Origin of the sequence: Virgisporangium aurantiacum, assembly GCF_016863635.1 — a bacterium.
In the GTDB taxonomy this organism is placed as follows: Bacteria; Actinomycetota; Actinomycetes; order Mycobacteriales; family Micromonosporaceae; genus Virgisporangium; species Virgisporangium aurantiacum.
In genome coordinates this window covers 14113-33641 of record NZ_BOPG01000079.1, presented here as the reverse complement: position 1 = coordinate 33641, position 19529 = coordinate 14113, and the positions used below count along the sequence as shown (strand labels likewise).

16 protein-coding genes are annotated in these 19529 nt (G+C 71.3%); 13 read left to right on the top strand and 3 right to left on the bottom strand.

Annotated features, from left to right (window positions below; all coding sequences use genetic code 11):
- Window positions 1-48 precede the first annotated feature (48 nt).
- On the top strand, window positions 49-1443 hold the full coding sequence (locus Vau01_RS50125) for an aminotransferase-like domain-containing protein (protein WP_204008234.1): 1395 nt from the start codon (window positions 49-51) through the stop codon (window positions 1441-1443).
- Between the two features lie 235 nt (window positions 1444-1678).
- Window positions 1679-2143: a Uma2 family endonuclease gene (locus Vau01_RS50120; RefSeq protein WP_204008232.1), complete on the top strand. Its 465-nt coding sequence runs from the start codon at window positions 1679-1681 to the stop codon at window positions 2141-2143.
- 3 nt (window positions 2144-2146) lie between these two features.
- Here Vau01_RS50120 and Vau01_RS50115 read toward each other — a convergent pair whose 3' ends face one another.
- From Vau01_RS50115 to Vau01_RS50105, 3 genes are read right to left on the bottom strand one after another with little or no spacing between them, the layout of a single operon-like run.
- Complete coding sequence (locus tag Vau01_RS50115; protein ID WP_204008230.1) at window positions 2147-3520, bottom strand: aldehyde dehydrogenase family protein; 1374 nt, start codon at window positions 3518-3520, stop codon at window positions 2147-2149.
- Entirely contained in the window at window positions 3517-4611 is a 1095-nt protein-coding gene (locus tag Vau01_RS50110) for a Zn-dependent alcohol dehydrogenase (protein ID WP_204008228.1), read from the bottom strand. The genes Vau01_RS50115 and Vau01_RS50110 overlap by 4 nt, the downstream gene beginning before the upstream one ends.
- The gene (locus Vau01_RS50105) at window positions 4608-5525 is read right to left on the bottom strand and encodes a hydroxymethylglutaryl-CoA lyase (protein ID WP_239152593.1); all 918 of its coding nucleotides are present in this window, start codon (window positions 5523-5525) and stop codon (window positions 4608-4610) included. Before Vau01_RS50105 ends, Vau01_RS50110 begins: the two co-directional genes overlap by 4 nt.
- A gap of 117 nt (window positions 5526-5642) precedes the next feature.
- Between Vau01_RS50105 and Vau01_RS50100 the strand changes: the two genes are divergently transcribed.
- The 11 genes from Vau01_RS50100 to Vau01_RS50050 all read left to right on the top strand — a co-directional run bounded on the left by Vau01_RS50100 (window position 5643) and on the right by Vau01_RS50050 (window position 18973).
- On the top strand, window positions 5643-6314 hold the full coding sequence (locus Vau01_RS50100; RefSeq protein ID WP_204008226.1) for a GntR family transcriptional regulator: 672 nt from the start codon (window positions 5643-5645) through the stop codon (window positions 6312-6314).
- The gene (locus Vau01_RS50095) at window positions 6311-7510 is read left to right on the top strand and encodes a CaiB/BaiF CoA transferase family protein (protein ID WP_204008224.1); all 1200 of its coding nucleotides are present in this window, start codon (window positions 6311-6313) and stop codon (window positions 7508-7510) included. Before Vau01_RS50100 ends, Vau01_RS50095 begins: the two co-directional genes overlap by 4 nt.
- A gap of 21 nt (window positions 7511-7531) precedes the next feature.
- On the top strand, window positions 7532-9598 hold the full coding sequence (locus tag Vau01_RS50090) for a hydantoinase/oxoprolinase family protein (protein ID WP_204008222.1): 2067 nt from the start codon (window positions 7532-7534) through the stop codon (window positions 9596-9598).
- Between the two features lies 1 nt (window position 9599).
- Window positions 9600-11468, top strand: coding sequence for a hydantoinase B/oxoprolinase family protein (locus Vau01_RS50085; protein WP_204008220.1), 1869 nt, complete (start codon window positions 9600-9602; stop codon window positions 11466-11468).
- Window positions 11465-12091: an isochorismatase family protein gene (locus Vau01_RS50080; RefSeq protein ID WP_204008218.1), complete on the top strand. Its 627-nt coding sequence runs from the start codon at window positions 11465-11467 to the stop codon at window positions 12089-12091. Before Vau01_RS50085 ends, Vau01_RS50080 begins: the two co-directional genes overlap by 4 nt.
- Window positions 12088-13032 (top strand): ABC transporter permease, encoded by a 945-nt coding sequence (locus Vau01_RS50075; protein WP_204008216.1) that lies wholly within the window; start codon window positions 12088-12090, stop codon window positions 13030-13032. The genes Vau01_RS50080 and Vau01_RS50075 overlap by 4 nt, the downstream gene beginning before the upstream one ends.
- Window positions 13033-13062: 30 nt before the next feature.
- Window positions 13063-14226, top strand: coding sequence for a sugar ABC transporter substrate-binding protein (locus Vau01_RS50070; protein WP_204008214.1), 1164 nt, complete (start codon window positions 13063-13065; stop codon window positions 14224-14226).
- Window positions 14226-15686 (top strand): sugar ABC transporter ATP-binding protein, encoded by a 1461-nt coding sequence (locus tag Vau01_RS50065; protein WP_204008212.1) that lies wholly within the window; start codon window positions 14226-14228, stop codon window positions 15684-15686. The genes Vau01_RS50070 and Vau01_RS50065 overlap by 1 nt, the downstream gene beginning before the upstream one ends.
- Window positions 15683-17077, top strand: coding sequence for a 3-isopropylmalate dehydratase large subunit (gene leuC / locus Vau01_RS50060; protein WP_239152591.1), 1395 nt, complete (start codon window positions 15683-15685; stop codon window positions 17075-17077). The genes Vau01_RS50065 and leuC overlap by 4 nt, the downstream gene beginning before the upstream one ends.
- Window positions 17078-17690: 613 nt before the next feature.
- Window positions 17691-18032: an AbrB/MazE/SpoVT family DNA-binding domain-containing protein gene (locus tag Vau01_RS50055; RefSeq protein WP_204008210.1), complete on the top strand. Its 342-nt coding sequence runs from the start codon at window positions 17691-17693 to the stop codon at window positions 18030-18032.
- Entirely contained in the window at window positions 18029-18973 is a 945-nt protein-coding gene (locus Vau01_RS50050) for a site-specific integrase (RefSeq protein WP_239152589.1), read from the top strand. Before Vau01_RS50055 ends, Vau01_RS50050 begins: the two co-directional genes overlap by 4 nt.
- Window positions 18974-19529: the final 556 nt, after the last annotated feature.

Below are 19529 nucleotides of genomic sequence, written 5' to 3'. Positions count from 1 at the left end.
CGCCCGCGGCTTGACGGACAGCGCCAATGGCGGCAAATTGGTTTGCCGATGGAGCCAATCGGAATGGACGCGCTGCTGGCCCTCACCGGTCGCTGGTCGGCCGGCCGCGGCCCGCTGTACCTGCTGCTCGCGTCCCGGCTCCGGCAGTTGATCGAGGCCGGCGAGCTGCCCGACGGCTGCCTGCTGCCGCCCGACCGGCGGCTCGCCTCGGCGCTGGCCGTGGGTCGCAGCACGGTGGTCGCGGCGTACGACGTCCTGCGGCAGGAGGGGCGGCTCGCGCGGGTGCAGGGCAGCGGGACGCGCGTGCGCGCCGAACCGGTCTCGCCGACCACCGACGCCGGCCGCAACCCGCTGTTCGCGCACCTGCTCGACCGTCCCGACGACGGCGTGCTGCACCTCACCTGCGCCGCGCCCGACGACCTGCCGCCCGAGTTCGCCGCCGCGCACACCCGCGCGTTGACCGAGCTGACCGGCGGGCTCGGGATCCATCCCCGCGGCGTGCCGTCGCTGCGGCGGGCGCTCGCCGACCGCTACACCGACCGCGGCGTGCCGACCACCCCCGACCAGATCCTCGTCACGACCGGTGCCCAGCAGGCGCTCGCGCTGCTGACCCGGCTGCTCCTGGCGCCCGGCGACGCGGTGCTCACCGAGACGCCGACGTACCCGGGCGCGATCGAACTGTTCCGCGACGCGAGCGCCGTGCTCCACACGGTTCCGGTCACCGACGCGGGTCTCGACGTCGACGCGTTCGCCGCGGCGATGCGGACCGTCCGGCCGGCGCTGGCCTACCTGACGCCGAGCTTCCACAATCCGACCGGCAGCCTGGTGCCGGTCTTCGGGCGGCAACGCCTGGCCCGGGCGGCCGCCGAGCTGCGCATCCCGCTGATCGACGACGAGGTGCTCGTGGACCTCGGGTTCTCCGACCACCCGGTTCCCGTCGCCGCCTACATGTCCGACGTGATCACCGTCGGCTCGCTGAGCAAACTCGTCTGGGGCGGCCTGCGGGTCGGCTGGATCCGCGCCGACGCCGCCACCGTCGGCAAACTCGCGCGGCTGCGCGCCATGCACGACCTCGGCGGCAACACGCTGTCCCAGCTGGCCGCCGCCCACCTGGTGCACGACCTCGACACCGTGCGGCGGCACCGGGTCACGCTGCTGCGCGAGCGGCACGACCACCTGGTCGCCCTGCTGCGCCGGCACCTGCCCGACTGGCGGTTCACGCCCGCGCTGGGCGGCCAGACGCTGTGGGTCACCCTCCCGGACACCGACGCGTCGATCTACGCCCAGGCCGCGCTGCGGCTGGGCGTCGCGGTGCTGCCGGGGTCGGCGTTCGATCCGGCCGGCGGTGGACGCGCACAGCTGCGCGTGCCGTTCGTCGCCGCACCGGCGACGCTCACCGAGGTGGTCCACCGGCTGGCCGCCGCCTGGGCGCCCGCCCGATGAGCCCGCTCCTGCGCCCGGCCACGGTCGCGGACCTGCCGGACCTCCTCGACATGCAGGAGGCGGGTTCGATCGAGCGGTTCGCCGGCACGCCGACGCCCGACTGCGCGTATTCGAGGAGAACCGCCGGGCCCGACTCGTTGATATGCTCGGGCTTGTGTCCCAGTCCACTCTCGCCTACCACTGGAGTCAGAGCGAGTTCCTGCGTGCCTGGGAAGCTGGAGCGTTCGACCACCGGGTGGAACTCGTCGAAGGAGCGATCTGGCCAGTGGTGATCGGTTCCTGGCACGGCGACACTGTCGGCCAACTCCTGGCACTGCTGCCACGCACCGGAGTGAGGGTGACCACGGCGACGCTTCCCACGGGCGGCTCGCTACCCGATCCCGACTGCTGGGTACGTCGAGACGACGCCGACCCGATCGGCACGGTCGGGACGCGGCTTTCCGTCTGGGATGCCTCCGACGTTCTGCTCGTCGTCGAGGTCGCCGATGAGACCGTCATCCAGGACCTCAACGTCAAGGCAAGCCTGTACGGCCAGGCGGGTTATGCCGTCTACTGGGTCATCACTCAGCAGGCGATCTATGAGCACACCGATCCGATTCCCACGGGCTACCGCACACGCGTCGAGTACCGGCTCGGGGAGCAGATTCCGGTTCGCTACGCCGGCTCCGGCCTCGCCGTTGACGACCTGATCGCCACATAGACGTCACGCCGGTAGCTGGATCGCCTTGACCTCCAGGTACTCGTCGAAGCCGAACTTGCCCATCTCGCGGCCGATGCCCGACTGGCCGTAGCCGCCGAACGGGGCCAGCGGGTTGAACCGGGCGCCGTTGATGTCGACCTGGCCGGTGCGCAGCCGGCGCGCGACGGCCAGTGCCGTCTCGTTGTCGGCCGCCCACACGCCGCCGGCCAGGCCGTACGGGGTGCCGTTGGCGATCTCGACCGCCTCGTCGGTGTCGCCGTACGGGATCACCGACAGGACGGGTCCGAAGATCTCCTCCTGGGCGAGCACCGACGACGGCGCGACGCCGGAGTACACGGTCGGTTTGCAGTAGTAGCCGCGGTCGCGGTTCTCCAGCCGGCCGGGGCCGCCGGCCACCAGGGTCGCGTCGGCGGCTGCCAGGTAGCCCTGCACGCGGTCCCATTGGGCCTTCGACGCCAGCGGGCCCAGCCGATCGGCCATCGCCGACGCGAACTCCCCCGCCAGCCGGGCCGCCTCGTCGTGGTGGTCGCGGTGGACGAGGAGCCGCGTCCACGCGGTGCAGGTCTGTCCGGAGTTGAGGAACGCGTTGCTGACGGTGGCCTTCACCGCCTTCGCGAGGTCGGCGTCGGGCAGGACGACGCTCGCCGACTTGCCGCCGAGTTCGAGCGCGACCCGCTTCACGGTGTCGGCCGCGGCGCGCGACACGAGCCGGCCGGCCGCGGTGGATCCGGTGAACGACACCATGTCGACGCCGGGATGCGCGGCCAGCGCGGCGCCCACCACCGGACCGGTGCCGACCACGACGTTGAACACGCCGGGCGGCAGGCCCGCCTCGTCGAACACCTCGGCCAGCAGCAGCGCGGCCGACGGCGCGACCTCGCTGGGCTTGAGGACTACGGTGCAGCCGGCCAGCAGCGCCGGCGCGACCTTCGCCACCACCTGGTGCAGCGGGTAGTTCCACGGGGTGATCGCACCGACGACGCCGATCGGCTCGCGCACGACGAGCGAGTGCGCGATGGTCTCGTCCGGAACCTCCGACAGGGAGAGGAACCCGTCGAGCACGGCGAGCGGGGTGCCGACCTGGACCAGGTCGGCGATCTTCGGCGGGCAGCCCATGTCGCGCGTGATGAGCCCGGCGAACTCGGCGCGCCGCTTCTCGATCGCCTCGCGCGCCTTGCGCAGCACGGAGATCCGGTCGGCGGCGCGCCAGGCGGCGCCGGCGGCCCGGGCGGCGGCCACCGCCGCGTCGACCTCCGCGGTGCCGGCCAGGCGGACCGACGCGAACTCCTCCTCGGTCGACGGGTCGACCAGACCCAGCGTTTCGGTGCCGGAGACCGGCTGCCACTGACCGTCGATGAAGGCGCTGTCGTATCTCAAGAGTCCATCTCCAGTACAGTGCGCACGCCGGTTCCGGCGCGCAGGTCGGCGATCGCGAGGTTGATCTCGTCGAGCGGGCGGCGTGCCGTCACCATACCGGCGAGATCGAGGCGGCCGGCCCGCCACAGGTCGAGGATGCGGGGAAAGTCACGGTGCGGGTTCGCCGATCCGAGATAGCATCCGACCAGCTTCTTCTCGTAGAACGCGTGCACCAACGCCTTCACCGTCACGGTGTCCGATGTGGACGGTATACCGACCATCACCGTGGTTCCGCCGTTGCGCGTCACCTTCATCAGGCTCTCCACCACCGGGCCGCGGCCGACGGCGTCGAACGCGAAGTCGGCACCGCGCCCGTCGGTGAGGGCGCGCACGAGACCCGTCAGCGAGTCCGGATCTGCGACGTGTGTCGCACCTTTCGACAGCGCGCGCTCGCGCCGCCCGGCGTTGAGATCGCAGCCGACGATCGTGGTGGCGCCGGCCACCACCGCCGACTGCACGATCGACAACCCCACCGCGCCGAGCCCACTGACCACAATGGACGATCCGGCCGGCACCCGCGCCGTGTTGAACACCGCGCCGAACCCGGTCTGCACGGCGCAGCCGACGACGGCGGCGATCTCGGTGGGCACGTCGTCGGAGACGCGCACCGCGGCCTCCGCCGGAACCACGGTCGACCGCGCGAAAGCGGCGAGCACCAGCCCCCGCCGCACCGGGGAACCGTTCCACGACAGGCGCGTCGACCCGTCGGGGTAGGCGCCGCCGACCATGCCGGCGAAGCGCTGGCACAGCGTCCGCTCGCCCCGGGCGCACCAGTAGCAGCGACCGCACGACGGCGCCATCGTGAGGACGACGCGGTCGCCCGGCGAGACGTCGGAGACGCCCGCGCCGACGGCGCCGACCACGCCGGCCGCCTCGTGGCCGAGGATCACCGGCAGCCCGGTGCGCAGCGAGCCGTCCATGTAGTGCAGGTCGGAGTGGCAGACCCCTACGTGCGCGAGGTCGACGCGCACCTCGCCGGCGCGCGGCTCGTCGAGGTCGACGTCGGCGACGGTCAGGTCGGCGCCGACCTCGGTCATGATCGCGGCCTTCACCGCGCCCGCTCCGCGGAGAGGGACCCCGGGAAGTCGCCGGCGCGGCCGAGCAGCGCGGGCAGCGCCGCGCCCAGCTCCGTGCCGATGAACGCCGCCGCGGCGATCACCTTGTCGAGGTCCAGCCCGGAGTGGACGCCCGTGCGGCGCAACGCGTACGCGAGGTCCTCGGTCGCGATGTTGCCGGTGGCCGCCGGCGCGAACGGGCACCCGCCGATGCCGCCGGCGCTGCTGTCGAGCGCCGCCGCGCCGAGGGAGACCGCTGTCAACGCGTTGGCGTAGCCGGTGTTGCGGGTGTTGTGGAAGTGGAACCGCAGCGGCAGGTCGGTCACCGCGCGCACCGCGTCCACCAGAATTTTGACGTCGTCGGGGACGCCGACCCCGATCGTGTCGGCGAGTGCGATCTCGTCGGCGCCCGCCTCCGCGCACTGCCGCGCGAGCGACGCGACCGTCGACACCGGCACCTCACCCTCGAACGGGCACCCGAAGCTGGCACCGATCGTCGCGGTGACGCGGAGCCCGACGGCGCGTCCGCTGATCGCCTCGAACGACCGCACCCCCTCGGCGATCGACATGCCCTGGTTGCGGTGGCTGAACGTCTCCGACGCGACGACCACGACGTTGGCCTCGTCGACCCCGCAGGCGAGCGCGCGGTCCAGACCACGCTCGTTGACGACCAGCCCGATGTAGCTGACCCCGCGGTCGCGCGGGACACCCGCCATCACCTGCTCGGCGTCGGCCATCTGCGGCACGCGCTTCGGGTGCACGAAGCTGGTCGCCTCGACGCGCCGGACGCCGGCGTCGACCAGTGCCTCGATGTATGCAATCTTCGCCGCTGTGGACACCAGGGCGGACTCGTTCTGCAGGCCGTCGCGCGGCCCGACCTCCACGATCTCCACGGTGCGGTTCGGTGCCATGCCTCTGTCTAGCACTCGTCGAGAGATGTATGCAATCTCCAAGAAATGCAGCCCGAAACCCTTGTGAACTGCCCGGAGGATCGACTACATGTATGCAACCAGCGAACGGAGACGTCCATGACGGCAGCCAGCGACCGCGCGGTGAACCAGCTGCGCGAGCGGATCCTCGGCGGGGAGTACGTCCCCGGCGAGCGGCTGGCCGAGGTGGAGCTGGCCGAGAAGCTCGGCGTGAGCCGCACGCCGGTCCGCGAGGCGCTGCGCCGGCTCGCCGCCGAGGGGCTCGTCGACATCACGGCCAACAAGGGCGCCCGAGTGGTCGAGTACCCGCGCACCGACCTCGAACGCATCTTCGAGATCCGGTCGCGGGTGGAGGGCCTGTCCGCCCGGATCGCCGCCGAGACCGCCACCGAGTCGGACATCGACCGGTTGGAACACATCGCGACCGTCCTCGGGGACCACTCGGAGGCCGGCCGGTTGGAGGAGGTGTACCGCCTCAACGCCGAGTACCACGCGACGCTCAACGGGCTGGCCGGCAGCACCGTCGTCACCGCCACCGTCAACCAGCTCATCCACAGCTCGGTGCTGGTCCGCACGCTGCACGCGTTCGACGACGCGGCCCGCCGCCGCAGCGTCGCCCACCATCTGGAGATCGTGGCGGCGCTGCGGGCCCGCGACGGCGACTGGGCCGAGGCGGTGATGCACGCGCATCTGCTGTCGGCGCGCGCGTCGCTGCTCGGGCCGCGCCGGTCGAGGGGCGCCGCCTATGAGATCCAAGAGGAGAACCCATGACGCGAGCCTTGCCGCTCCGCGACGTCCGTGTGATCGAGCTCGGCCAGTTGCTGGCCGGCCCGTTCTGCGGCCAGGTGCTCGGCGACTTCGGTGCCGAGGTCATCAAGCTCGAGGACCCGCGACACGGCGACCCCATGCGCCAGTGGGGGCGCGAGAAGCCGTACGGGAAGTCGCTGTGGTGGCCGGTCGTCGCCCGCAACAAGAAGTCGGTGACGTGCGACCTGCGCACCGACGAGGGCCAGAACCTCGTGCGGGAACTGGTCAAGCGGTCGGACGTGCTGCTGGAGAACTTCCGGCCCGGCACGCTGGAGCGCTGGAACCTGGCGCCGGAGCAGCTGTGGGAGCTCAACCCGCGGCTGATCGTCACGCGGGTCACCGGGTTCGGGCAGAGCGGTCCATACTCGTCGCGGGCCGGGTTCGGCTCGATCGGCGAGGCGATGGGCGGCATCCGGTACGTCACCGGGTCGGCCGACGAGCCGCCGTCGCGCGCGGGCATCTCGCTCGGTGACTCGCTCGCCGCGCTGCACGCGGCGATCGGCACGCTGGTCGCGCTTCATGAGCGGAAGACCAGTGGACGCGGGCAGGTGGTCGACGCCGCCATCTACGAGTCGGTGCTGGCGATGATGGAGTCGCTGCTGCCGGAGTGGCAGCTGGCCGGGTACCAGCGCGAGCGCACCGGGCCGGTGCTGCCGAACGTGTCGCCCAGCAACGTGTACCCGACGAAGGAGGGCGACAGCGTCCTCATCGCGGCCAACCAGGACAGCGTCTTCGGCCGCCTGGCCGACGTGATGGGTCGGCCCGATCTCGTCGGCGATCCCCGCTTCGCCACGCACAGCGCGCGCGGCGAGTACATGGAGGTCCTCGACGCGATCATCGCGGAATGGACCGCCGGCTTCGAGGCCGATGACCTGCTGGAGTCGCTGCACCGGGGTGGGGTGCCGGCCGGGCGCATCTACAAGGCGAAGGACATGTTCGCCGACCCGCACTTCGCCGCCCGCGAGGCGATCGTGAAACTGACCGACCCGGGGCTCGGCGAGATCGCCATGCAGAACGTGTTCCCCAAACTCTCGGCCACGCCGGGCGCGGTGCGCTCGACCGGCCCGGCGCTCGGCGCCAGCAACGACGACATCTACCGCGGCCTGCTCGGCCTCGGCGACGACGACCTTCGCCGACTCACCGACGCCGGCGTCATCTAGAAAATCCTGAAAGGAGACGCGATGCGCTACCGGTTGGGCGTGGACGTCGGCGGAACCTTCACCGACATCCTTCTCATCGATTCCGACAGCGGCACGTCCTACCGTGCCAAGACGCCGTCGACGCCCCACGACCAGTCGGTCGGGGTCCTCACCGGCATCGAGAAGGCCTGCGCCGCCGCGGCGACGTCGCTCGCGGAGGTCGGCCAGGTGCTGCACGGCACCACGGTGGCCACCAACGCGATCCTCGAGGGCAAGGGCGCGAAGGTCGGCCTGGTGACCACGGCCGGGTTCCGGCAGGTGCTCCAGATCGCCCGGTCGTTCGTGCCGGGCGGGCTGGCCGGCTGGATCATCTGGCCGAAGCCGGAACCGCTCGCCGCGCTGGAGCACACGGTGGAGGCGATCGAGCGGATCGGCGCCGACGGCGAGGTCATCACGCCGCTCGACGAGGACGACATCCGCGCCAAACTGCGGCGGTTGAAGGCCGACGGCGTGCAGGCGATCGCCGTCTCCCTCATCAACTCCTATGTGGACGGTCGGCACGAGGCCCGGATCGCCGCGATCGCGGCCGAGGAACTGCCCGGCGTGCCGATCTCGGTGTCGTCGCGGGTGCTGCCGGAACTGCGCGAGTACGAGCGGACCATCACCACGGTCGCGAACGGCTACGTGCAGCCGCAGGTGGCCCGCTACATCGAGAACCTCACCGGCAAGCTCGACAGGAAGCTGTACATCCTGCGCAGCGACGGCGGCCTGTCCAGCGCCACCGCCGCGGCCGACAATCCGGTGTCGATGCTGCTGTCGGGACCGGCCGGCGGGGTCAGCGGCGCGGTGTGGGCCGCCACCCAGGCCGGCTACACCGACCTGCTGACGTTCGACATGGGCGGCACGTCCACCGACGTGGCCCTGGTGCAGAACGGCGTGCCGCGGGTCGGCCGGGAGACGCGGGTCGGCGACCTCACCGTGCGGTCGGCGTCGGTCGACGTGCGCACGGTCGGCGCCGGCGGCGGCTCGATCGCCCACGTTCCGGCGCTGACCCGGGCGTTGCGGGTCGGCCCGCAGTCGGCCGGCGCGGATCCCGGCCCGGCCGCGTACGGTCGCGGCGGCACCGAGCCGACGGTCACCGACGCCAACGTGGTCCTCGGCAACCTGCCGACCGAACTCGCCGGCGGCGAGATCTCGCTCGACCGCGAGGCGGCCCGGGCCGCCGTGCAGACCGTCGCCGACGCGATGGGCCTCCCGAGCGTGGAGGCGGCCGCGGCCGGCATCGTCGACATCGTCAACGAGAACATGTTCGGCGCGCTACGGCTGGTGTCGGTGCAGCAGGGCTACGACCCGCGCGAGTTCGCACTCGTGGCGTTCGGCGGCGCCGGTCCGTTGCACGCCAACGCGTTGGGCCGGCTCACCGGTGCCTGGCCGGTGATCATCCCGCCGTCGCCGGGCGTGCTGTGCGCGTACGGCGACGCCACCACGAGCCTTCGCGACGAGGCCGCCCGCACGTACATCCGGCGGTTCTCCGAACTCACCGACGACGAACTGCGCGGCATCTTCACCGAGCTGGCCGAGACCGCGGCGTCCACGGTGGAGGCCGAGGGCGTGGCGCGCTCCGACCAGACCGTGACGTACCAGGTCGACATCCGCTACCACGGGCAGGGTTTCGAGATCACGGTGCCGGCGAGCCTCGACGACTTCGACGACCCTGCTTCCGAAGGTCAGGGCGCCGGGCTGAAGGCGCTCGGCGCCGCGTTCGACGCCGAGCACGAGCGGCTGTTCTCGTTCCTGCTCAGCAACGAGCACGAGTTGGTGTCGATCCGCGCGTCGGTCTCCGGTCCGCGCCCGCACGTGGCCGTGACGCCGCTCTCCGAAGGAAGCGCCGACGCGAGCGCGGCGATCAGGACCACCACGACCGTGCACGTCGACGGTGCGGCGGCCGAGGCGACCGTGTACGACCGCGCGAAGCTGCTGGCCGGCAACGTGGTCACCGGTCCGGCGATCGTCACCGAGATGGACTCCACCACCCTCGTCCTCCCGGGCCACGCGGCGACCGTGCATCCGAGCGGTTCGCTCCTGATCCGTCCTGTTGAAGGGGTTTGAGATGGCCCAGATCATCGAGACCGCGACCGGTGCCGTCGAGAAGGTCGACGTCGACCCGGTGACGCTCGACATCATCGAGAACGCGTTGCGCAACGCCCGCTACGAGATGGACGAGGTGCTGTTCCGCACCGCGCTGTCCCCCGGCATCCGCGAGCAGCACGACGAGTTCCCGCTCATCGGCGACGCGCAGGGGCGCATGGTGGTCGGCCAGTTCGGCCTGTCGATCCCGGCGCTGCTGGACCGGTACGAGGGCACGATCAACGACGGCGACGTGCTCCTCACGAGCGACCCGTACTCGTGCGACGGCGCGATCAGCCACGCCAACGACTGGCTCGTGGTGATGCCGATCTACGTCGAGGGGCGGGTGGTCGGCTGGTCGTCGATGTTCGGGCACATGTCCGACGTGGGCGGCAAGACGGTGTGCTCGATGCCCACCGACGCGCACACCATCTTCGAGGAGGGTGTGGTCATCCCGCCGTTCAAGCTCTACAGCGGCGGAAAGCTCAACGAGGACGCGCTGCGCATCATCCTCAACCAGGTGCGCCAGCCCGACTGGAACCGGGCCGACCTCAACGGGATCGTGGCGGCGTGCCGCACCGCGTCGCGGCGGATCCAGGAACTGTGCGCGCGGTTCGGCGTCGAGACGTACCTGTCGGCGCTCGACGCCCTGCTGCAACGCAACTACGACGCGATGAAGACGTTGCTGGCCATGGTCTTCGCCGACGGCGAGACGATCAGCTTCACCGACTACATCTGCGACGACGGCGTCGGCTACGGCCCGTACGAGCTGAAGCTGTCGCTGACCCGCACCGGCGACAAGGTGCTGCTCGACTTCACCGGCAGCTCGGCCCAGTCGCCCGGCCCGATCAACTACTACCTGAACGAGAACCTGGCCCGGATGTTCTTCGGGATCTACATGATCACCGTGGCCGACCCGCAGATCCTGTGGAACGACGGGTTCTACCCGCTCGTCGACGTCCACATCCCGGAGAAGTCGTTCTGGAAACCGGAGTTCCCGGCGGCGCTGAACGCGCGCAACCACGGCGTCGGGCGCATCTTCGACCTCTTCGGCGGGCTGCTCGGCCAGAAGAACCCCGACCTGTTGAACGCGGCGGGCTTCTCGTCGTCGCCGCACTTCATGTACTCCGGCCACTACGCCGACGGCGACCGCAAGGGCGAGTGGTTCCAGCTGTACTCGATCGGCTTCGGCGGCATCCCCGGCCGCCCGATCGGCGACGGGCCCGACGGGCACTCGCTGTGGCCGTCGTTCGTGAACATCCCCTGCGAGTACCTGGAGTCGTACTACCCGCTGCGGATCGAGAAGTGGGAGACGGTGCCCGACACCGGCGGCGCCGGCCTGCACCGCGGCGGCAACGGCGTCGACGTGGCGTACCGGTTCCTGCAGCCGGGAACGATCGCGATCCACGACGACCGGTGGCTCACCTACCCGTGGGGCGTGAACGGCGGCGACCCGGGCGCCCGCGGTCGCAAGTGGATCGATCGGGCCGACGGCACCCGCGAGATCCTGCCGAGCAAGGTGCACGACGTGGCCGTCGCGAAGGGCGACGTGCTGCACTTCGTCACCTGGGGCGGCGGCGGCTGGGGCGATCCCCTCAAGCGCGACCCCGATCTCGTTGCCCTGGAGGTGAAGCGCGGCCTCGTGTCGGCAGCGGGCGCGGAGCGCTACGGCGTCGTGCTGAAGGACGACGGGACCGTCGACGGCGCGGCCACCGACTCGACGCGCGACGATCTCCGGGCCACGCGACCCGAGCCGGCCGTGTTCAACATGGGGCCGCCGCTGGCGGAGATCCTGGCCAACTGCGAGGCCGAGACCGGCCTCCCCGCGCCGAAGCAGCCAGTACAGGCATGAACGACCTGTCGGACGACTACGCCGGCGCCGGCTTCGGCCGTCCCCTGGAATGGGGTACGGCGCCGGCGGTGCTCGTCATCGACATGGTGCGGGCGTACTTCGAGCCGGACGCCGAGTTGTACATGGGCAACCGCGACTGCCTCGACTCGGCCGTGCGGGTCGTCGACGCGGCCCGGGCGCGCGGCGTGCCGGTCATCTACACCCGGGTCGAGTACGGGCCGGGCGGGATCGACGGCGGGCTGTTCTTCAAGAAGGTGGGCGCGCTCAAGCACTTCGTGCGCGGGTCCGGCAGCACGCTGGGCGAGATCATGCCCGAGATCGCGCCCCGCGACGACGAACTCGTGATCGTGAAGCAGTACGCCAGCGCGTTCTTCGGGACGTCGCTGTCGGCGACGCTCGCCTCCGGGCGCATCGACACGCTGGTGCTGTGCGGCGTCAGCACCAGCGGATGCGTGCGGGCGACGGCCGTCGACGCGATCTCGTACGGCTACCTGCCGGTGGTCGTCCGGGAGGCGGTCGGCGACCGGGACCCGCGCCCGCACGAGGCGAACCTCTTCGACATCGCCGCCAAGTACGGCGAGGTGTGGTCGGAAGAGTCGGTCCTGCAAAGGCTCGCCTCGTGAAGACCGTCGAACGGTACGCCGTCCTCGTCGTGTGGGCGCTCGTCGTCCTGTTCTTCTCGTGGCGGTCCGACTCGTTCGGGTCCGCCTCGACGGTCAAGCTGATCCTCAGCACGCAGACCGTCATCCTCATCGCCACGCTCGGCGTGATGATCTCGCTGGCGGTGCAGGAGTTCGACCTGTCCATCGGGTCGGTCGTCGGGTTCGGCGGCTGTCTCGTGGCCGTGCTCGACGGCGTGCACGGCCTCCCACCCGGCCCGGCCATCGCCGTCACGATCGTGGTGTGCGCGCTGTTCGGCGCCGTCAACGCCACGGTGGCCGTGCTGCTCGGCGTCCCCTCGATCATCGTGACCCTCGGCACCGGCACGCTGCTGACCGGGATCACGCTCGGCATCTCCGACTCCAAGGTGGTCACCGGGATCTCGGCCAAGACGGTGCGGTTCGTGACCGACCCGTTCCTGTTCGGGATCCCCCTTCCGTTCTACTGCGGGCTGCTGCTCTGCCTCGTTCTCTGGTTCGTTCTCCAGCACACCCCGCTGGGCCGGCGCATGGTCTTCATCGCCGAGAACCGGGAAGTGGCCCGCCTGGCCGGCCTCCGGGTGACGCTCATCCGCGCCGGCGCACTCGTCGCCACGTCCACCCTCGGCGGACTGGCCGGCATCGTGCTCGCCGGCACCAACAGTGCGGCCAACCCGCAGGCCGGCGCCTCCTACCTGCTGCCCGCGTTCGCCGCGGCCTTCCTCGGCTCGACCACGATCGTCCCCGGGCGCTTCAACGCCTGGGGCTCGTTCGTCGCGGTCTACTTCCTCACCACCGGCATCACCGGCCTGCAGTACCTCGGGTACGCCGGCTGGCCGGAGCAGGTGTTCTACGGCGGTTCACTCGTGGCCGCCGTGACGCTCAGCCACGTCGCGGGTCACCGCAAACTCCCCACATTCGCCTAACTTCTTCGGAAAGCCCGGGAGGGGACCCCCATGTCCCGTAGTTCACTGCGCCTCAAAACAGGTGTCGTCGTGGCCGTGATCGCCGTGTTGGCGGCCGGTTGCACCGACGAGGAGACCCCATCGGACACCCCGACGCAGAGCGTCGGACCTACCGCCACCGACGCGGCCGCCGGCATCGCCGAGGCCCAGAAGATCGTGGACGAGTACCGGCAGCCGCCGAAGTGGCAGGGCCCCGACGCGCCCGTGAAGATCGGGCCGGTGTCGGGCAAGAAGGTTACCTACATCAGCGTCTCCAACTCGATCCCCGTGCTGAAGTACTGGAGCGACGCGGTCACCCGGCTGCTGCAGCAGTACGGCAACGTCAGCATGAACGTCATCGACGCCAAGGGTTCGGTCGACGAGGCGAACAAGGGCTTCGAGCAGGCGATCGCGCAGAAGGCCGACGTCATCGTGTTCCAGGCCCTGCCGGCACAGCTGTTCCAGGCGCAGATCACCCGGGCGAAGGCGGCCGGCATCAAGGTGATCAGCGCCAACACCGGCGTGCCCGGCAAGGTCGACAACGGCCAGTACTCGGAGGTCTCGTTCGACTACGTCAAGGTCGGCCAGCTCATCGGCGACTGGATGGTGGCCGACTCGCAGGGCAAGGGCAAGGGACTCGTCGTCAGTTCCGACGACGTGCCCGCGTCGCAACCACAGGCGCAGGCCACCGCGAGCGAGGTGAAGCGGCTCTGCCCGGCCTGCGACATCCAGATCAAGGACGTGCAGATCCCGCAGTGGCAGACGTCGGTGCCGACGCTGTTCCAGACCACCGTCAACAGCGACCCGACCCGCACGTACCTGCTGCCGCTCTACGACGGGCAGGCCCTGCCCGGCCTCGGCGCGATCCGCACCGCGGGCGCCGGCTCGAAGGTGAAGGTCGGCGCGTTCAACGCGACCCCCGGCATCGTGGAGCAGTTGAAGGACCCGGCCAGCGGGCTCAAGCTCGACATCGGCGGCCACAACGAGTGGTGGGCCTACGCCTGCACCGACGCCATCTTCCGGGCGCTCACCGACACCGCCCCGATCCAGAACTACAACGTGGGGCTGCGCATCTACGACACCAGCAACGCGAACCTGATCCAGGGCAGCGACGAGTTCTCCTGGTACGGGTCCACGGACTACCGGACGAAGTTCCCGGCACTGTGGACCAAGTAGTGGACGAAGGACCCGTTCTGGAGCTCGCGGGCGTCTCGAAGACCTTCGACGGCGTCCGCGTGCTCCACGACGTGACGCTCGCCGTGCGGCCGGGGGAGATCCTCGGCCTCATCGGCGAGAACGGCAGCGGCAAGTCGACGCTCATCAAGATCCTGTCGGGGTATCACTCCCCCGATCCGGGCGCGCGGATCCATCTCGACGCCGCGGCCTTCATCCACCAGGATCTCGCGCTGGTGCCGTCGATGACGGTGCTGGAGAACCTGCGCATCGCCAGGTTCGACACCGGGTTCGGGTGGCGGATCCGATGGTCGGCGGAGCGGGCCCGGGTCGGGCGGTTCCTCACACAGGTGGGTCTGGACGCCCATCCGGACACGCGGGTCGGCGAGCTGTCGGTCACCGAGCAGGCCCTCGTGGCGGTGGCGCGCGGGCTCGCGGACATCGAGGAGACCGGGTCCTCCCACCCGTTGCTCGTTCTGGACGAGCCCACCGCGTACCTCCCGCACGACGGCGTGGAGCGGCTGTTCGGAGTGTTGCGCGGTCTCGCGGCCGACGGTGCCGCGATCGTGTTCGTCTCGCACCGGCTCGACGAGGTCCGCGAGCTGTGCGACCGCGTCGCCGTGCTGCGCGGCGGCGACCTGGTCGCGACGGTCGACGCCACCGAGGACCTCCTTCCCCTGATGCTCGGCCGCCCGGTCGAGGAGTTGTATCCCGACACCCCGTCGCCGGACGGGGAGGCGCTGCTGTCGGTGTCGAACCTGAGCGGCGGCAGCCTCGCCGACCTGTCGTTCACCGCGCGGCCCGGCGAGATCATCGGTTTCGCCGGGCTGCCCGGGTCGGGCTACGACGAGGTCCCGTACCTTCTCACCGGCGCGCGCCCCGCCGGCGGCGGCCGGATCCGGTTCGCCGGAACGGAACTGCCGGCCGCGGCGGTGCGGCCCCGGTCGGCGATCCGGCTCGGCATGGCGCTGCTGCCCGCCGACCGCGCGCAGACCGGGTGCGCGCCCGCGCTGACCGTGCGGGAGAACATGACACTGCCGACGCTGCCCGCGTTCACAAGGTTCCGGGCGTTCGTCGCCCGGCGACGGGAACGACGGGCCGCGCTGGAACAGGTCGAGCGGTTCGGGATCTCGCCGCGGCGCACCGAGACCGCGCTGCGGTACCTGTCCGGCGGCAACCAGCAGAAGGTGCTGCTGGCGAAGTGGATGCTCGGGCGGCCGAAGCTCCTCGCCCTGCACGAGCCGACCCAGGGCGTCGACGTGGGCGCCAAGCGGGAGATCTTCGCCCACCTGTCCGACGCGGCGGCCGCCGGCGCGGTGGTGCTGCTGTCCACAGTGGAGCACGAGGACCTGGCGCACCTGTGCAACCGGGTGCACGTGTTCCGCGGCGGCCGCTGCCACCGCGTCGTCGAACGGTCCGACCTCACGCCCGACCGGCTCGCGGAAGCCGTGTACGCGTCATGAGCCGTCTCATGGTCGAGAAGATCTGGGACGCCCACCTCGTGCGCCGCGCCGACGGCGAGCCCGATCTCCTCTACGTCGACCTGCACCTGGTGCACGAGGTCTCCTCGCCGCAGGCGTTCGACGGCCTGCGCGCCGCCGGCCGGGCCGTGCGCCGGCCCGACCTGACGCTCGCCATGGAGGACCACGCGGTACCCACCACGGGTCTGTCCATTGTGGACCCCATGTCCCGCACGCAGGTGGAGGCGTTGCGGCGCAACTGCGCCGAGTTCGGCGTCACCCTGTATCAGGTCGGCGACCTCGAACAGGGCATCGTGCACGTGGTCGCGCCGCAGCGCGGGCTCACCCAGCCCGGCATGACGATCGTCTGTGGCGACTCGCACACGTCGACGCACGGCGCGTTCGGCACGCTGGCGTTCGGGATCGGCACCAGCGAGGTCGAGCACGTGCTCGCCACCCAGACGCTGCCGCAGCGGATGCCGCGCACCATGGCGGTGCGCGTCGGCGCGGAACTGCCCACGGGCGTCACCGCGAAGGACCTGATCCTGTCGGTGATCGCGCGGGTGGGCGTCAACGGCGGCGCCGGACACATCGTCGAGTACGGGGGGAGCGCCGTCCGGGCGCTGTCGATGGAGGCCCGGATGACGCTGTGCAACATGTCGATCGAGTTCGGTGCCCGGGCCGGGATGGTCGCGCCCGACGACACCACGTTCGCCTACCTGGAGGGACGCCCGCACGCGCCCACCGGCGCCGCGTGGGAGCGCGCCCTCGACCGCTGGCGCTCGCTGCCCGGCGACGCCGGCGCGACGTTCGACCGCGTCGTCGACGTCGACGGCGCCGCCGTGACACCGTTCGTCACCTGGGGCACCAACCCCGCGCAGGCCGTACCCATCGACGGCCGCGTGCCCGCCCCCGAGGAGTTCACCGACCCGCTCGCCCGGTCCGCGGCGCGGCAGGCACTCGGATACATGGACCTGCGCGCCGGCACCGCCATGCGCGACATCGCCGTCGACACGGTGTTCGTCGGCTCGTGCACCAACGGCCGCATCGAGGACCTGCGCGCGGCCGCAGCCGTCCTGCGCGGGCGCACGGTCGCCGACGGCGTGACGATGCTCGTGGTGCCCGGGTCGATGCGGGTACGCGCGCAGGCCGAGGAGGAGGGCCTGGACACGGTGTTCACCCGCGCCGGCGCCCAGTGGCGGGCGGCGGGCTGCTCCATGTGCCTGGGCATGAACCCCGACCGGATGCCGCCGGGCGCGCGCAGCGCGTCGACCTCCAATCGCAACTTCGAGGGCCGCCAGGGACCCGGCGCCCGCACCCACCTCGTCTCTCCCCCGGTGGCCGCCGCGACCGCCGTCACCGGCCGACTCACCGCACCGGCCGACCTGCCGTAGCGCACCTCTGATAACGTCGCCGCCCGGTGGGGTCCGTAGCGCAGAGGTCGACGCGCCCGTACCCAAGCTGGAGGACGCCGGTTCGAATCCGGCCGGCCCCACCGCTCCGGCTCTGTGAACTGCGGAAACGTAGGTCACAGAGCCGGTTTGATGCGGTAAATGATCTCCAGCCCCCCGAAAACCCCCCGTTTACGAGCTCGGCGACCTGGTTCGTCAGCGGCCCGGATCCCGCAGCGTGCGTGCCCATACCGCGCGCCAGACAGGGGTCGGGACAGGCGCCGCGGTGGTGGCCCTTCACCTGCCCCGATCTTCTGACACCCGAGAACCTGCTAGGCGCATTAACAGGGCTCAAGTCCCCCCTCGGACACCAGCACCCCGCAAATTTGCGTGATTTCACGTTCTGGTGGTTGAGTGCGCTTGACCACCCAGCCACCTTCTCCTCTCTCCCCTTGCGTGCGCGCTCCTGGCGGCCGTCGTGACCGCCGGGGTGGTGCGCCCGGTCGTTCCGTCGACTGCTCCGGTCGGGCGTGCGGTTCGCTCGGGGGGTCCCCGTGGACCGCTGCCGTTGCCCGCGGTTCGGCCGTCGTCGGATTCCGGGTCGCTGGTGTTCGGCGTGGCCACGGTCGACCGTGACGGTCGGTTGGCCGAGGCTGTCGTGCTGGCGGCTCTGGGGTGGGGCGTCGGGACCCGGTTGGACATCCGGGTCCGGGCGGGGTTGGTTCTGACCGCCGCGGATCCGTGTGCGGTGTTCCGGATGACCCGCCCGGGGCAGGTCCGGATTCCCGCCGGTGTTCGTGACTGGTGCGGCCTGGCCACGGGTCACCGGGTGCTGCTGACGGCCGACCCGGCTGCCGGGCTGGGCGCCGGGCTGCTGGTGGTCCATCCGCCCGCCGCGGTCGCGGCGATGGTGGAACGGTTCCATGCCGCCGTCCTGGACGGCGGTGAGGTGCGGTGACCGCCTCGTCGTCCCCGACGCCCGCAGACATCGAGGCGGCGTTGCTGCTGCTGTCGCGGCTGGGCATCAACCCGGCCGACCTGACCCAGGTCGCGCCGGACCGGCCGCCGGCACCGACGTTCGCCGCGTACGTCCCGCTCGTGTCGGCCGCGGTCACCGCCGGCACCCGCCGGGTCTACGGCTCCTACTGGAACCGGATCACCGAACACTGGGGCCAGCGGCAGCTGGACGAACCGACACCGACCGAGATCAAGTCCCTCATGGAGGAGATCCGCGCCAACGTCGTCGTCCGGCGCAACGCCCGCGGCGGCCGCAGCGCCGGCGAGCATTTCATCGCCGCCCTGCGCTGCCTCTACCGGCACGCGGTCGCCGACGGGCACATCGACGAGGCCGACAACCCGGCCCGCAAGGTCGACAAGCCCCGCCGGCTGCCCAGCACCCGCCGCGCCGTCGCCGACACCCGCCTGGCCCAGATCAACGACATCGCCGCCACGACCGGCGACGACCCCGTCCTGGACAGCCTGCTCCTGCGCCTGCACACCGAGACCGCCTGCCGCCGCGGCGGCGCACTCGCGCTGCTGCCCGCCGACCTGGACCCGGACCAGTGCCTCATCCTGCTGCGGAAGAAGGGGAACGGTGCGGTGGCAACCGGTCTCCCCCACCCTCATGCGCCACCTCCAGCAACACCTCACCGACCGCACGGCACCACCGACTGCGGCACGGACGGCGGCGCCGACCCCGGTCCTGCGCTACCGCAACGGCCGGCCGATCACCCGGCGCCGCTACGACCACCTCTGGGCCCGCATCGGCCGACACCTGCCCTGGGTCGCCACCCAGCAGATCAGCACCCACTGGCTGCGCCACACCACCCTGACCTGGGTCGAACGCAGCTTCGGCTACGGCGTCGCCCGCACCTACGCCGGCCACACCGACAGCGGTAGCAACAAGGCAGGCCCGACCACCACCTACGTCCGCGCCAGCCTGCCCGAGGTCGCCGCCGCCCTCGCCGCGCTCACCGACGAACCCCACCCGCTCGCATGAGGGCCGACCATTCGTACCGCGCCGTGGCCCTCTCCTCACGGATTGCGGTGACATCCTGACGGCCGACATCGCCGACCTTCACCGGACCCGTCGACGGATCACGGCCGCGGTCCGGGCATCGCCATCGGGTGATCTACGGAGCGATCAACGTCACCGGCCTACTCATCGATCACGGCGTCTGGCCGCACGTCGCGTGGCTGCTGTCCGTCATGATCGATCAGGCCATGTGCGTCAGCCTCATCGGCGACCGCGTCCTCCACCAATACGCCCGGCAGGATCGCTGGGTCACCGCCCTGCAATGGTCAACCGCTGTCATGACCCTGATCCTGAACACCGCCCGCCCCGCCCTGGCCCAGGACTGGGTCGGGGTCGGGGTCGGGGTCGGAATCCACACCGCCGGACCTGTCCTGCTGCTCCTCGTCACCGAGGCCGCCGGCAGCTTCCAACGCCAACTCA

Excerpts from the sequence above, each read along its gene's own strand:
- Vau01_RS50080 (WP_204008218.1), top strand. The coding sequence starts at position 11,465 with ATGAACGACCTGTCGGACGACTACGCCGGCGCCGGCTTCGGCCGTCCC.
- Vau01_RS50095 (WP_204008224.1), top strand. The coding sequence starts at position 6,311 with ATGACGCGAGCCTTGCCGCTCCGCGACGTCCGTGTGATCGAGCTCGGC.
- Vau01_RS50100 (WP_204008226.1), top strand. The coding sequence starts at position 5,643 with ATGACGGCAGCCAGCGACCGCGCGGTGAACCAGCTGCGCGAGCGGATC.
- leuC (WP_239152591.1), top strand. The coding sequence starts at position 15,683 with ATGAGCCGTCTCATGGTCGAGAAGATCTGGGACGCCCACCTCGTGCGC.
- Vau01_RS50125 (WP_204008234.1), top strand. The coding sequence starts at position 49 with ATGGAGCCAATCGGAATGGACGCGCTGCTGGCCCTCACCGGTCGCTGG.
- Vau01_RS50070 (WP_204008214.1), top strand. The coding sequence starts at position 13,063 with ATGTCCCGTAGTTCACTGCGCCTCAAAACAGGTGTCGTCGTGGCCGTG.
- Vau01_RS50105 (WP_239152593.1), bottom strand. The coding sequence starts at position 5,525 with ATGGCACCGAACCGCACCGTGGAGATCGTGGAGGTCGGGCCGCGCGAC.
- Vau01_RS50090 (WP_204008222.1), top strand. The coding sequence starts at position 7,532 with ATGCGCTACCGGTTGGGCGTGGACGTCGGCGGAACCTTCACCGACATC.
- Vau01_RS50085 (WP_204008220.1), top strand. The coding sequence starts at position 9,600 with ATGGCCCAGATCATCGAGACCGCGACCGGTGCCGTCGAGAAGGTCGAC.